The sequence below is a fragment of the Litorivita sp. NS0012-18 genome, assembly GCF_040371945.1.
GTDB lineage: Bacteria > Pseudomonadota > Alphaproteobacteria > Rhodobacterales > Rhodobacteraceae > Litorivita.
Window position 1 is genome coordinate 85,095 of the sequence record NZ_BAABWS010000001.1, and the last position, 14,628, is coordinate 99,722.

Sequence of the window (14,628 nt, forward strand, 5' to 3'; positions counted from 1 at the left end):
GCCGGAGCACGCAGCGGATCACCGCAAACACTCTCAATGACCGCGCGCAGATCTGCGGGCGGCCTGTATCTACGCGCAATATTGTGATGAAATATGGCGCCAACGGCCGAAAGCGGCATTGGCAATCGTAGCAGAAATACCCGAGGGGATTTTGGCTCCGGCGGTAGGGGCCGCAGAAGCTCCGGAAAAATCCAACAAAATCAAAGGCCGACCCTCTGCGAAACAGCCTTCGGACCTGCATTGTGCCCATCGAAGCGACACAGTCAAGTGCGCAAACTTGGGCGTTTTTGCCGAGCAGAACCGCGCGAGGATTTGCCCTTTGGTATCTCGTGCGTCGAAAACCCCGCCTTCCGCATGAGGTCGCGCCCCGCATCGTCATCTGGCTTGTAGCCCTGTGCTGCAATGAACACGCGGGCCGCGTGGTGGGCCAATACACCGTAGAAGGCATTCACCGACGCGCTGGCAGGGTCGAGCGCGTACGGACATTCGTCAGTTTTCCAGATGAGCCGGATTTCATCAGCCCAAAGACTCCTGATATCAACAAGGCGGCGGGCCGCCTTCCACCACCACGAGACCATTCCTTTCAGCGTCGGGCGGCGTCGATATTCGGCTTGGTACCATTTCAGCAGATAGGCAGCGGCCCCGATGGCTTGATCGTCCGGGGCGTGTGGTTTGGCGATGATCTCGACCGCGCGTCGCACGGCTTCGGGGAGTTCGGCCACGGCTGACCCCCTCTTGCACGGATCAAGCGAGGGTAAGGGTGCACGGCTGGGAGACGCCACGCGGATATTTTGCGTGGCGGGCGCATCAGGTCCAAGTGTTTTGACCTGTGCGGCTTGCTGGCCTTCAACCTCAGCAAGATGCGCGTCGAAGGCTTCGGGCGACATCCAGAACGGATCATCTACGGGCAAACCACGCGCCACAAGTTCGCGGGCCGACAAAGAGCGCGGTAGTTCGTTTGTGGCGTTGTGCGCAGGTTTGGAAATTGCGTCATCATCCCAAGGAAATTTTTCCATCACTGTGATCCTCCCGAATTGAGACTGGCACATTGCGCCTCCAATCTTGCGGTGGCCTCCTGAAACGGGGCGGCGTAATCGTCTTCCAACCGCTCCGCGAGGAAACGCGTATCACGCAGGGCGATGCCTTTTTGATTGGCGAGGAATTGAAAGAAGCCCACGGCTTTGTCCTTTGGCAATCCCTCCCGTTCAATGTTCCGCGCAGCGAGCAGGATGAGACCGCCAAGGATGACCTTCTTGCGGCTTTCTGCCTTGCGTTCCTGTTCCTTGAACGCCCGTTCTTTTTCTTGTGCCAGTCGCATAGCCTTCTCGACTTGGGCTTGTGTGATCCGTGCCATCGACCCCTCCTGTGTTGGTGTTTTTCAGGACATAGGAAACAAGGTGGGGTGATCCCAAATCTTGGCGCGCGGAATTGTCTGTGCAGTGCGCACAGGGGAAAATTTTGACCGGGGGAAGTGAGGCGCGCGAGGGAAGAACCTGAAAGGCGCAATTACGCAAACTCTGTTTGCAGCGTCGGGCCTGATCGCCACCGCCTGCGGCGGGCGTGCCCGAAATCGCCCTCTGTTTCCAACGGATACATCGCGCTTTTTCAGATCGCTACCGCTTGGACCTATCTCGGATTTGACCCTTCGGATTTCGAGATAGGGAGGCAGGTCATGACAACAGGAACAACCCAGATCGCGAGCAAAGCGGTCCATTACAAGACCCAACCGATTGCGCGGCGCAAGGACCAAAGCGCGGTATATTATGCGGCCTATATCACCGGCGAACCCCTGTACGATGTGCGCCGGGACAAGACCTTCTGGCGCAAGGATGGCCAAGGCGATGTGCTCCACTGGGAAGTCGTCGGCCCGGACGGATCACGGGACTGGACCCTTGCGGAACTGTGGAACGGGGCCGAGGGCGCTGCGAAGAAAATCAACGAACGGCCCGGACGCCAGACGGTGATCGCGCTGCCCCATGAATTGTGCGAGGGCGGACACGAGGCGGCGCGGCGTGTCGCGCGGGGCCATTGCCTGTGGCTTCGGGATCAATACGGCATCGCCAGTACATGGGCACTGCACGCGCCTAACTCCGAGGCCTATGGCGAAGGCGCAAAGAACTGGCACATCCACATTGTCGAGACAGATCGGAGGATGACTGCCAGCGGATCAGGCCGCCCGGTATTCGGCGCGAAGGTGCGCGAGTTGACCGACGCCAAGCAGGGCAAGGTTGAAATCGAACGGCGGCGCAAGGATTGGGAAAAGCGCGTGAACGCGGAACTTGTTCGCGTCGGAGCCGCCACCCGCGTCAATCTGGGTCGGAAACCGCAGGGCAACGGCCCGTACTACATCCCCGGCGTTCATCGCGGCCCAAAGGTCAATGCGATGCTGCGCAAACACCAAGCGGCCACACGAGCGGCCATGATCTCGGGCCGGGCTTTGCCTCCGACACCGAAACGCGTGGCATCCTACCTTGCCTATGCCGCCGCCCGGAAGACCGCCAATGCCGCACACCGGGCAATCTGGCAGGCCACAGGGAGGGCCGTTTCGCAAATCGCCACGGTCTCTGTCCAGTTCAGCGAACCAACGCCCCCGCCCAACACGGGCAAGAACCGTGCGGAGCCGGGCCAGTCCAAGGACACGGCAACACCTATCGCGCCGCCCAGCGATGTGACACAGGATGAAGAACAGGCCCGCAAACGCGACGCAAGGGACTGGGAGCGCTTTTGGGAGCAGGAAGCCCGCAAAGCGCTCTCGCAGCGACAACGAGGTCGGTGATGTGTCACACGACGCGCAGGTGTTCAGCTCGGTCCTTATTTTCGAGTTCAATCAGGCCGCGCGTGCCGTTTAAATAGGCCTTGCCGGTCTCGTTCAAGCCCGCCCCACGGCGATGGATGCGCCGCTTGGATAAATCCGCATCTTTGACAATGCCCATACCATTCAGGCGGCGGCCAAATTTGGCCCACGGGAGCTTTTCGCCCTCATTGACCTCGGCAAAGCGTTCGTATGCCCGAAAGAGATCACTCGCTGGTTCGACCTTGTCCGGGCTGATATCGAGGCACATGGAAACGAAGTCCGACAGCGGGTTGAAATCGCCCTTTTTGGCGTTGCGGACGGCATACAGATGCCCCGGCACATTCAACCCGCCTTGGGCATAGGCCACCGCGCCTTCGACGCACCAGCGGAAAATGCCTTCCAACTCTTCCAACAACCGAGCCTTCAATTTTGGGTCTTTGACCTTTCCGCCTTCGGGGCATTCATGGGCGTCGTGAAACTTTGCAAGGAAGGGGATGATGATCGTGCGGCGGTAAACCCCGGCGTCCTGGCTCTGGATAAGCGGCATGTAATTTGTCGCATACCAAAGCGTCGCCTTCGAGTAGAAATCGAAATATTCCTGCCGCAGGAAGCGCGCCTTGATCACGTCGTCCCCAGTCAGGCGCTTGAATTCGCGTTCATCCATCACATCGTTGCGGTCGAACTCTCCGCCGATGCCAAGGCGTTTGCCCGACAAGGCCGCAACATCGCTGTTGATGCCGGATTTCCGCGAGGCCTGCGTGATCAGTCCCTTGTCCACGCCGGTCTGGTATTGCCCGAAGACCGCAGCCATGATCGCGAGAAACAGGCTTTTGCCGTTGCTCCCGTTCATCTTGTCGTTCGTTTCATCGCCTGTGAGAAAAAAAGCAACCTGTTCTTCCTGATGCGCGAACATCGAATACCCGACAGCGCGTTGGAGAAACCCGGCGAGCGTGCCATCACTGCAGGTGATATCGGTGATGAACGCGTCCCATGCTGGGCACGGTGCCTTCGGGTCGTAGTCCACCGGCCCCATCCCGGTCAGCATATCAGCTGGCGAGAACTGTGCGAGCTGGCCAGTGGTCAGATCAAGCGTGCCGTTCTGGGCGTTCCACAGATGAGGTTGCCGGTCGAACACATCGAGCGAAACCATAACCGCTGGCTTCATCACATCCAACGAACCGTTGATCGCGGAGGCACGACCCGAACTTGCGGCCCATTGCAGTCTATATGGGACTTGCTTCTTTTTGAGGTGCTTACACTCTTCTTTTATGGCGCGGGCAATCTCTCCGGCCATTCCCTTGGCGCGTTCGTTTCCTGAATACCGGTCCCAGCAGCGACCATCGAAAACGACCCAGCCAGCGCCTATCGCAAAGGCCGTTCGGGTGCCGTATTTGGCCAGAAAGCGATCAGAGTTGCCCAAATGTGTAAGGTCGAAGCCTGCGCCTGCACGGGCCAGTATCGCGTTGGTCGAAGGGCGGACCTTGCGCGGGGTGTCGTGCTCAATGACAGCGCATTTTTGCTTATTGAGTTTCTTGGTTTCAATTTTTTCGGCTTTTGCCAACGCCTTCTTGACGCGTTCGTATTGCTTGCTGTGATGCTCCATAATTGTTTCCTTTCAAATGGTAGGTTTGGCTCCGTAATGTTTCGGATTGGGGTTATGTGATGGGTTCGAGAATGATGGTTCCGTTGTCGTCAACCCAACGAATGATGGCTTTGCTCTCGACATGTGATCGGGCCAACGGCGGCAAGGGCGTGTCCACCGCGATCATCCGCTTGTCGTTTCCGGGCGCACGCAACACACAGACCTCTTTGTCCATGAAGCGCCGTCCGAGGGTGGCGCGGGTCAAGGCGCTTCGGTCGCGATAAGAAAGGCCCGGATTCCGAGCGCGCAGCACGCGCGCAATGATCTCAGGTGTTGTTCCGATGTAGTCTGGTTTGGGGATGTGAATGTGTTTCATGGCGTACTCTTCTCCTGTTGCGATCAGGAGCTGGGTACAAACAGAGAACAATCCAAAATATTTTTCCTGTGCCCGGTCAGAAAAATCTTGGGCGGAACGGTTGCGACGGTTTTGAGGCGCCCTGCGTTATGGTAAGTCTATAAATTTAAGTTATATTTTGAGAAAGCGCTTTGGTCGCGCGATAGTTCGTCGCCTTGCGCCCAAGCTCCCAAAGACCATAGGGCCAAAACTGTTTTGGCCTCTGTTTCCATACAGAGAAATAAAAACAGGCCTCAACTGTCGCGGAGGAGCAAGAGTATTCTTCGGCAAAGAGTAGTTTGAGTTAATTTAGCAGGCCATCTTCTTTCAGACGGTCGTAGGCAGCGCGGATCGCGTCATCGCTGAACTTGTTCCGCTTTGCTTCACTCCATCCCTGCATCTCTTGAATGATCTTTTCCACTGGGAAATGACCTTCGTGATGAGCAAGCAAATGAACCGAGGACAAAAGCTCCAACCCGTATGGACTTTCGTACCCCTGAACGAGCTTGCTCAACCGATCAATTACATCGTCGGCTTTCCGGTCAGTGGTGTTCAAATACTCATTGGCCACTGCACATCCGCTGGGCGTCACGTGCGATTGACGCTCGCCGCTCAGGAAGCCGTCGATCATCCCGTGACGCTCCATAGAGACATAGGCCAACTTCAAGGTTTCGGAATAGGGACCGTGCAGATTGCGGGCAAATTTCAGTTTGAAGTCCACGCCCAAAGCTTGCAGAAAGTATGCGATTTTTTGCAGCGAAATTCTGTCGAAAGACCCATCAAAAAAGCGTTCGAGATCATTTAGTGCTTTGAGCAGAATGGCGCGCGGGAACGTCATCGTCAGACCCGAATGCACGTGTTCAGGCGCATCAGCGGCGTGCTTGGGCGCGAACAAAACGATGTCAACGTCATCGAGATTCGATAACTTCGCTTCGATCAGCGGCCTAACATCCGCCCAGTCGAGCCCACCGTTTCCGCACCCCAAGGGTGGGATCGCGATGGACGTTATCTCGTGCTCTCGGATGGTCTCAACCAACGCATCGAGACCGTCCTCAATGTACTTCATCTTCGACTTTGAGCGCCAGTGGGCCTTCGTTGGGAAGTTGATCAGGTAGCGCGGACCTTCCGAGGTGAACAGCTCCTTGGTGTCGAAAACGAACATTTTTCCGGGCTGCAAGCCTTTGGCATCGCACAAAGATTTGTAGGCCCGGAAGTTCGCGGGCCATCTGTTCTTGAACTCCAAGGCGACGCCTTTTCCCATGACGCCTACACAATTGACGGTGTTAACCAGAGCCTCCACAGGCTCGGCAAACATATCTCCTTTTTTGGTTCGTATCGTCATCCGTAGAAGCACCCACGCTTTGTCAGGATCGGGATGTCCCAAGCCGAAGCAGCCATCATCCCTCCCAAGGTAGCTCGCATCGCGTCTGTTTTCACCACGATACACATGATTTTGTCCAATGGTATAGCGTCTTGAACCAAAAACTCGGCCATGCGCTTGGCGCTACGCGTCATGCGCTCTGGCGGTGTTGCCATGTTGTGGTACCACTTGCAAACGCCCGAGTAGCCGATGTCGGGTATGGCCGCAACCGTTGGTGCTTCATCGAAGACGTTCCAGTGGACGTGATCTTCTAGCTTCGTGAGGTCGGTTTCAATCGTTGGCATCGGTGCTCTTGAATTCAATGCATAGTCGCTGAAACAAGTGAACAATCCGGTACCTACGAACGCTTGTGGTGAGCTGACCAAGAAGATCCGATCATCTTCGCAAGCTTTGCGAAGTTCCAGTCCTTCAGGGGAGACCAATGGCACATTCTTCATGTAAATAGTGTAAGTGAACGATGTGATGGGGCTGAAATAGAACGGCACAAAGTCGTTGACCACGCAGCCGTTCGGCATCTCAAATTCGTCCGTACCACGACGATCGACAATATCCTTATATGAGGTCTGGTGGCAGCTCTGTGGAGCCAAGTGGTTTTTCGCCCTGATTTCACCATCCGCCAAGAATGTTGGCAGGTCCTCAAAATGAACTTGGCGAAAAACAAACCGGTTCGGCACGGCTGGACCTTTCATTGTCGAGTTATGACAACCAGTTGATCCTGTTTGGGCAACGCCTTCAACCAAGAAAAGAATTTCCGTGGGCTGCTGCACGCAGACAGTGCAGCGCCACGCACAGCAAGCAAACCACCAAAAGTCAGGGTGAGGGCGCGGCCCTCCCCCTCGGGCAAGCATTGAAAAGCGGTCTCCCCAACAACGGTCACGGCTGACGCCGCGCTGCGTTGCCGGGTGATACCCCTCCGCTTTTCAAAACTTGCCTCGCCCCCTCCCGCGTTCGCCACGTGGCAGATTTGCAGGAACAGGCGCCTGCGGCGTCAGTCCTGAAATCAGCACTGATTTTCGGAACAGAAACCGACCGATCAACACCAATCACCCGACGGTCAGAAATCTTCTTCCGGGATCTGAAATCGAACGCACATCGTCCGTGCTTTCAACAACGGAGACGATTATGACAAAGCAGAAATTCAACATTCAACAAGAAATCACCGATCAGATCATTGCAGCCATCGAGGCCGGTTGCGCACCGTGGCGCAAGCCGTGGACCGGCGGCGCAGGGGGCGCAGGTCTGCCCCAGCGGCACAATGGCGAGCCGTATCGCGGGATCAATGTTCTGGTGTTGTGGTCCATCGCGGCGAGCAAGGGCTACACATCCGCACGCTGGATGACCTTCAAGCAAGCCAAAGACCTTGGCGGGGCCGTGCGCAAGGGTGAGAAATCATCGCAGGTGGTTTATTTCACCACAACCGAAATCGAAGACGAGGCCAACGAGGGCGAAACCAAGGTCATTCCCTTTGCCAAGTCTTACCGCGTGTTCAATGCCGATCAGATCGACGGCTTACCGGAAGAGTTCTACACCAAGCCCAATCCGGCGCGGGATTTGGGCACCGAGCGCGACCCCGAGCTGGACGCCTTCTTTGCCGCCACAGGCGCGGATATCCGGCACAGCAACCAGCCGCGCGCGTTCTACAATATCGGCGGCGACTTCATCCATATGCCCGAGGCGAACACCTTTCACGACACCAATGGGTACTATGCCACCTTGGCCCATGAGCTGACGCATTGGACCGGCGCGGACAAACGGCTGGACCGGTTCAAGCGGCACAGCGACCGCAAGGCCTACGCCTTTGAAGAGCTGGTGGCCGAAATCGGAAATTGCCTGATTTGTGCAACCCTTGGCCTGACCCCGGATTTTGACCAGAGCGGGGCGTATATCGAAGGCTGGATGAAAGCGATGAAGGAAGACAACCGAGCCATCTTCCGCGCAGCAAGCGAAGCACAAAAGGCCTTGGACTTTGTCCAGGGCCTGACCGAGGCAAGCCAAAAGGTGGCCGCTGAATAAGCGGCTCCACACGAAAACGCCCCCGACCGTAAGGCCGGGGGCGTTTTCGTGTAGGGAGGTGGCAACTTCTTCGGCGAAGGCAGCCGCGCGACTATCGTCATCACCTTCATCATTTTTTGATGTAATTTTGCCTATGCGCCACAGGTCCAGCGAAAAGGAAATTGTAAGGATTAGATCTTTTCCCTGCCGCTCATCTCTAATTCCTCTTGTTCTATTGCCCAATCAGATATTTCTGGCACCAGTTTTTTAATAATTTCGTCCTCAATGTATAAGGCGTGGTCGATTATGATGAGGGCTGAACGTCGGTTTTCGATATCAAGTCTGTATAATTCTCGAATAGGCCAGTGTGGATTCCAAGCATATACTAAAACGGAGCGGGCGGCACCGCTTGCTCCGCTGTCGGTTCTTCCCAATTTTGCTAGTCTGATGATGGCATCAATTGTATCCATCGTAGTTCCTCCTGATAGGTTTAGAATCACGATGTTGGTTCAATAATTTTCTTCCCAAGAAATTTTTCAAATCCGGACGTAATTTTTTATGTCTGGTTATTTTATGAAGTTATAATATTTCCGCGCGCGGGGCTTGACCTTGGATGAGGCGCAGTCCCATTGCCAAGATCCCAAGACATGGGGGGATGGCTGGTTTGATGGATACCGTGCACCAATCCATCGCCACCGCTGATCGCACGCAACCAAGGAAAACGCCCCTGACCGAAAGGCCGGGGGCGTTTTGTTTACGGAGCCAGCGTCGGGCAGGGGGCGCTTGTGTTGATGGACTGCTTACTAAGTCGCCTATGCGGCGTTGTACCTGTTGGCCTTGCCGCCCGACAGTTTGAAGATTGGTTCAAACGCCCCCAGCCCCAAGAAAGTTCTCAACTTTTTTGCCCGTGGCCACCGCGCGCGGGGCTGCCCGAGGGCACGGGATGGTTGCGCGCCGGGCTGGCATGCCTAGAATGACCAAAAATCAACAACCTGCCCGAATCCGAGGCAGCGCGAGCGGGACAGATCATGCCGACTTTGAACTGGATAGGGAAAGACGCCGTCGAACATCACCATGCGGAGGTGCCGTATCGGCTGGTGCATTGTGATGGCGATCTGTCCGCAGGCGACCCGGACGCGGGCAACCTTCTGGTGCAGGGCGACAACTTGGAGGCGCTGAAAGCCCTCATGCCGTATTATGGTGGGCAGGTGAAATGTATCTACATCGACCCGCCGTATAACACCGGGAGTGAAGGGTGGGTCTACAACGACAACGTAAATAGTCCTGAGATTCGCACTTGGCTGGGCAAGGTTGTCGGTAAGGAAGCCGAAGACCTATCCCGCCATGACAAATGGCTTTGCATGATGTATCCGCGCCTGCGGCTTTTGCGCGATTTTCTCAAAGAAGATGGCGTGATAATTATCAGCATCGACGATTTTGAAGTGCATACTCTGCGCGTTCTCATGAACGAGATTTTCGGCACGCAGAACTTCATCGCCCAGCTTGTTTGGGACAAAACGCGAAAGAACGATGCAAAGCTCTTTTCGGTTGGGCATGAGTACGCCGTTGTCTATGCCAAAAACCTAGCGCATTTGCGCAGCAAGGGCACTGTTTGGCGGGAGCCCAAGCCCGGTGCTGCGGAGATCCTGCTTCAATACCGCAAATGGAAGAAGTCTGGTCTGCCCGACGAAGATATCCAAAGAGAATTGCGAGAATGGTATAAAGAACTGGACGACGACCATCCCTCAAAGAAACTTTCGCGGCACAAGTGGGTTGATGATCAAGGTATTTGGCGAGACCGTGACATATCTTGGCCCGGTGGAGGGGGGCCTCGATACGATGTTTTGCATCCGGTCACGCAACAGCCATGTAAGGTGCCGGATAGAGGCTGGGGATTTGCAACCCCAGAGGCCTTTCAAGAATTGATCGATAATGGTCTGATTTATTTTCGGGAAGATCATACCAAGCCTCCAATGCTCAAATCCTACCTTTCGAAAGACGCAAGTGCAGACGATGGCTCAGCAACTGTGATGGGGTCGGTAATTTATCGACAAGCGCAAGTCGTCGCGAAAGCCCACAAAGCGCTGTTCGATGGAAAGAAGGTCTTCGAGAACCCAAAAGATCATGAAGTCATTGGCCGCTTGATCTCATACGTTACTGACGACGATGATATCATTCTGGATTCTTTTGCCGGTTCAGGAACCACAGGTCATGCTGTTTTGGAGCAAAATGCGATGCTTCAAACTGGCCGGAAGTTCATTCTTGTTGAATTGGATCAGAACATTGCATCCACAATCACAGCGGAACGCCTCCGGCGGGTGATCGAAGGATACAATCATGATGGCGACCCCGAGAAACCCGTCGAAGGGCTGGGCAGCGGCTTCCGCTATTGCCGCCTTGGCGTGCCGCTCTTCAACGAGTTTGGCGATATCGACACCGCCGTCAGCTTTCCCGATCTGGCCGCACATATCTTCTTTGCCGAAACCGGCGTGCCGATCCCGTCCAAGGCGACAGGCACCAGCCCTTACCTTGGCAAGCATGGCGGCAAGGCGGTCTATCTGCTTTTCGCCCCCGGCCAAGAGGGCATGCCGCGCGAGGCCATGGGCAATGTGCTGACCCCCGATGCGCTGGCCAATCTGCCCGCGCCGCCCGAAGGGTTCGAGGGCAGTCGCGTTGTCTATGCCGAGGGCTGCACCGTCTCGCCCGACCGGCTGAAAGCCGAGGGCGTGGTGTTCAAGCAGATCCCCTATCAGGTCGAGGGCGTGTGACATGGCCGCGACCAATTTCGAGCTGAAAGAATATCAACGGATCTCGCTTGATCGGCTGACCTCTTACCTGCGCGACACCGCCGAACAGGGTGCCGATCTGGCGTTTTACAAGGCGACCAAGTTCCCGTTCCGCAACGCGCCCGCTGTGGCCCAAGGCACGCCCTATGTCTGCCTGCGCGTGCCCACCGGCGGCGGCAAGACCTTGCTGGCCGCGCATTCCATCGGCATTGCCGCGCGCGAATTGCTGACCGTGGCCAACCCAATGGTGCTGTGGCTGGTGCCATCCACCGCCATCCTTGATCAGACGATTGAGGCGTTGAAGACCGAGGGCCACCCGTACCGCGCCGCGCTTGCCCGCGACTTCAACCGCAATTTCACGGTGATGACCAAGACCGAGGCCTTGGCCATGTCCCGCGCCGACGCAACCGGCGGGGCAGTGGTGATCGTGACCACCATTCAATCCTTCCGCCGTGAGGATGACAGCGGCAAGGAAAACCCCGAGGGCTTGAAGGTCTATGAAGACGCGGGCGCGTTGATGGATCACTTCGCCAGCCTAACCGAAGAGCAAAAAGCGCCGCTTGATCTGGTGGAGGGCACAAGCCGCCCGGTGGCCTCGCTGGCCAACCTTTTGCGGCTGCACCGGCCCATGGTGATCGTGGATGAGGCGCATAACAGCCGCAGCGATCTGTCCTTCCGCACGCTGGCGCGGTTCAGCCCGTCGCTGATCTTGGAACTGACCGCCACGCCGCAGACCGAGCACAAGCCCGAGCGGGGCCAGCACGCGTCCAACATCCTCTACGCCGTTTCCGCCGCCGAGCTGAAAGCGGAAGAGATGATCAAGATGCCGATCCGCCTGACCACGGACGGGGAATGGGCCAAGACCGTGGGCGCGGCGCTGGATTGCCAGCGGATGCTGGAAGAAGCGGCCAAGGCCGAAGAGGCGGAAACCGGCGAATACATCCGCCCGATCATCCTGTTTCAGGCACAGAGCGCGTCCAAGACAGACCCAACACGGCTGACATGGGAGACCATCGAGAAGCACTTGATGGAGGACCAGCGCATCCCGAAGGACCAGATCGCTGTTCATACGGGGCCGCGCAAAGACCTTGACGGGATTGACGATATCCGCGACCCGAAATGCCCGGTGCGCTACATCATCACCGTGTCGAAGCTGAAAGAGGGCTGGGATTGTCCCTTTGCCTATGTGCTGTGTTCGGTGGCCGATCAGGTTTCGCCCGTGGCGGTGGAGCAAATCCTGGGCCGCATTCTGCGCATGCCGCAGGCCAAGCGAAAACGGCGGGACGCACTGAACCAGTCCTATGCCTATATCGTGTCGCGCAGCTTTGACACGACGGCGCAACAGCTCAAAACCGGCCTTGTGGAAGGGGCCGGGTTCAATCGGTTGGAGGCGGACGATATCGTCGCGCCGCAGCAAAATTTGGGGTTCTCGGAAGAGGCAGACACCTATCAGCACCAGTCTGACCCCTTGCCGGAAGAGACCGCGCAACCCGAGACGATCATCGCGGCCATCGCCAAACTGCCGCCTTCGGTGAAGACGCGGGTTTCGTTTGACGCCGATACACGGACATTGTCCTACTCCGGGCCAATGACCCGCGAGAGCCGGAACCTGCTACACCTTGGGCTGGCTTCGGTCCCGCAGGTGGGTAAGGCCATCGACCGGCTTTATGCGAAGACGAACAACTTCCAGACCAGCGCCGCCGACGACGAAGACAAGCCGCCGTTCATTGTGCCGATGCTGGGGTTCCGCAAACAGGGCGAGCTGCAACTGTTTTCACAGGAGCATTTTCTTGACCTGCCGTGGCGGCTCGACGCGTGCGATGTGAGCGACATCAAGAACCGGTTCCGCCCCTCTGATACGAGCCGAACCGGTACGATAAATGTCAGTGATAAGGGCAAGGTCGAAATCAACTTCATCAACCAGCTACAAGGCCAGCTTGCGGGCGTTGTTCGCGAGCCGACTTGGACCTTGCCGCGCCTCGCCAACTGGCTGGATAGCGGCATCGTCCATCCCGATATCACCAAGCCAAGCGCGGTAGTATTCATATCCAAGGCCATAGAAGATTTGGTGGCCTCTGGGATTGCGCTGGATGTGCTGGCCCGCAACAAATATGACCTTCGGAAAGCGCTTGCGCAGTTCATCAAAGACCTTCGTGGCGAGCGTGAAACAAGCCAGTACAGCGCCCTTTTTGCCGCCAACGCTGAAGACTTTCAGACGAGCGCGGACCTGTCCATCATCTTCGACGAGCAGAGCCACGCGCCGAACCGGCCCTATTCCGGTGCGACCAAGTTCAACAAGCATTACTTCTCGCTGATTGGCGCGTTTGACAGCGACGACGAACGGGACTGTGCGCTGCACATCGACCGGCACGAAAAGGTCCGATACTGGGTGCGCAATATTGACCGGAAGCGCTCGTCCTTCTGGCTGCAATTGCCCCACGGGAAATTCTACCCCGACTTTATCGTGATGCTGACCGATGGCCGCATTCTTGTTGTGGAATACAAGGGGGAGCATCTCTACGAAGGGGAGGCGGTTAAACGGCAGATTGGTACCGTGTGGGCTGACGCCAGCAATGGAAACTGTCTTTTTTGCATGCCCACGGCCCGAGATTTTGCCCTTATTGACCGTACACTTGATTGAATTGACGGCATTGCCCAAAAGCGTCGAGGCGCTCGCCAAAAGCTTTTGAATTGCGCGCTTGACCCGGATTGGGCGACGCAATGGCATGAGCGTGCCCAAGTCAGTCGTCGTCTCAATCCAAGGCGTCGTGTGTGATGCAGGATTGGAGAAAGACTTTTCCGTCTTCTTAATTTTCTTCCGCTGTGCTGCGTAGAGCGGAAACTTTGGCATTGGATTGTTAAGGGCGTATTCGACCCGCAACTTGGCAACCTCGAAGTACGATTTGTCGCGCTCAATCCCGATGAAATTGAAGCCAGCCCAAGCCGCCGCCATTCCGGTCGCGCCTGTTCCCATAAATGCGTCCATCACGGTACCTCCCTCCGGGGTGACGAGCTTCAACAAATGGTACATTAGCTGCACGGGCTTGACGCAGGGGCCGTGGTTCTTACGGCTCGTCGTGCCGTGGAGCGCACGGCTACTTTCGTCGCGTTTGTTCACCCGCTTTGCTTGCAGGTGTTCGACGCCGAGGTTTCTCTCCGTCGGGCTTGGCTTTCGGTAGTCAAAGGTTGACTTTGTCATCTTGACGCCGGGAACGGTATTTTTGACCCGAAGCCCGGAGTTTCCGTGCTTTTTGCGGTGCGCCTTATAAGTCTTTTCCAGCAGCGGCTTCATAAACAAGCCGATTGGTTCGATTCCGGGTTTCACGCGGGCGTGGTGTAGGTCATCAATCTTTTGGCACGCTGGTGTCCCGTTGTTATAGGTCCAGCCCATCCCAGATATGAGCGTGAAGCCGATATCTTCGAGCTGGCAGATTGTTCGGTGAAACCTGCGGTGGTCTCCAAAAACCACAAGATATCCACCCGGCTTCAAGACCCGAAACGACTCTTCCCAAATCGGAAGAAGGTTTAGGTTTTTGTCCCAGTAGTGGTCCAGCACCTCCTCGTATGGCGGATCGTACACTTGGGCGTCGACCGAGTTCGAATCGATTGATTTTAGTGTATCAAGGCAGTCTGCATTGATCAGCGCGGACAGTGTTTTAGCGTTGGTATCGAAAAGGTCTTTCATGGCAATTTCCATCA

11 protein-coding genes and 1 pseudogene are annotated in these 14,628 nt (G+C 56.5%); 4 read left to right on the forward strand and 8 right to left on the reverse strand.

The genetic code is table 11. The features are described 5' to 3' along the window. Positions 1 to 263: 263 nt before the first annotated feature. The gene (locus ABWV64_RS00410; RefSeq protein ID WP_353342282.1) at positions 264 to 1,016 is read right to left on the reverse strand and encodes a hypothetical protein; all 753 of its coding nucleotides are present in this window, start codon (positions 1,014 to 1,016) and stop codon (positions 264 to 266) included. Continuing rightward, positions 1,016 to 1,354, reverse strand: a complete 339-nt coding sequence (locus ABWV64_RS00415) for a hypothetical protein (RefSeq protein ID WP_353342283.1) — start codon at positions 1,352 to 1,354, stop codon at positions 1,016 to 1,018. The genes ABWV64_RS00410 and ABWV64_RS00415 overlap by 1 nt, the downstream gene beginning before the upstream one ends. 318 nt (positions 1,355 to 1,672) lie before the next feature. Here ABWV64_RS00415 and ABWV64_RS00420 point away from each other — a divergent pair, with 318 nt between their 5' ends. Beyond that, positions 1,673 to 2,776 (forward strand): MobA/MobL family protein, encoded by a 1,104-nt coding sequence (locus ABWV64_RS00420; protein WP_353342284.1) that lies wholly within the window; start codon positions 1,673 to 1,675, stop codon positions 2,774 to 2,776. 4 nt (positions 2,777 to 2,780) lie between these two features. Here ABWV64_RS00420 and ABWV64_RS00425 read toward each other — a convergent pair whose 3' ends face one another. The 4 genes from ABWV64_RS00425 to ABWV64_RS00440 all read right to left on the reverse strand — a co-directional run bounded on the left by ABWV64_RS00425 (position 2,781) and on the right by ABWV64_RS00440 (position 6,918). Continuing rightward, positions 2,781 to 4,397 carry a DNA primase family protein gene (locus ABWV64_RS00425; RefSeq protein ID WP_353342285.1) on the reverse strand — a complete coding sequence of 539 codons (1,617 nt, stop codon included), beginning with the start codon at positions 4,395 to 4,397 and terminating at the stop codon, positions 2,781 to 2,783. Positions 4,398 to 4,449: 52 nt separating this feature from the next. Then, entirely contained in the window at positions 4,450 to 4,752 is a 303-nt protein-coding gene (locus ABWV64_RS00430; protein ID WP_353342287.1) for a hypothetical protein, read from the reverse strand. A gap of 322 nt (positions 4,753 to 5,074) precedes the next feature. Next, positions 5,075 to 6,112, reverse strand: a complete 1,038-nt coding sequence (gene darG / locus ABWV64_RS00435) for a type II toxin-antitoxin system antitoxin DNA ADP-ribosyl glycohydrolase DarG (protein ID WP_283983289.1) — start codon at positions 6,110 to 6,112, stop codon at positions 5,075 to 5,077. Next, entirely contained in the window at positions 6,109 to 6,918 is an 810-nt protein-coding gene (locus ABWV64_RS00440; protein WP_353342289.1) for a DUF4433 domain-containing protein, read from the reverse strand. The genes darG and ABWV64_RS00440 overlap by 4 nt, the downstream gene beginning before the upstream one ends. Positions 6,919 to 7,273: 355 nt before the next feature. Here ABWV64_RS00440 and ABWV64_RS00445 point away from each other — a divergent pair, with 355 nt between their 5' ends. Further along, the gene (locus tag ABWV64_RS00445) at positions 7,274 to 8,164 is read left to right on the forward strand and encodes an ArdC family protein (protein WP_353342290.1); all 891 of its coding nucleotides are present in this window, start codon (positions 7,274 to 7,276) and stop codon (positions 8,162 to 8,164) included. A 170-nt stretch (positions 8,165 to 8,334) separates the two neighbouring features. Here the strand turns inward: ABWV64_RS00445 and ABWV64_RS00450 are convergent, their stop codons facing one another. Then, a complete protein-coding gene (locus ABWV64_RS00450; RefSeq protein ID WP_353342291.1) occupies positions 8,335 to 8,613 on the reverse strand; it encodes a DUF7673 family protein in 279 nt (92 codons plus the stop codon). 558 nt (positions 8,614 to 9,171) lie between these two features. Between ABWV64_RS00450 and ABWV64_RS00455 the strand changes: the two genes are divergently transcribed. After that, complete coding sequence (locus tag ABWV64_RS00455; RefSeq protein ID WP_353342292.1) at positions 9,172 to 10,911, forward strand: site-specific DNA-methyltransferase; 1,740 nt, start codon at positions 9,172 to 9,174, stop codon at positions 10,909 to 10,911. A 1-nt stretch (position 10,912) separates the two neighbouring features. Next, complete coding sequence (locus tag ABWV64_RS00460) at positions 10,913 to 13,570, forward strand: DEAD/DEAH box helicase (RefSeq protein ID WP_353342293.1); 2,658 nt, start codon at positions 10,913 to 10,915, stop codon at positions 13,568 to 13,570. Between the two features lie 252 nt (positions 13,571 to 13,822). Here the strand turns inward: ABWV64_RS00460 and ABWV64_RS00465 are convergent. Beyond that, positions 13,823 to 14,626 (reverse strand): annotated as a pseudogene (locus ABWV64_RS00465) (DNA-methyltransferase); the annotation flags it as partial. Positions 14,627 to 14,628: the final 2 nt, after the last annotated feature.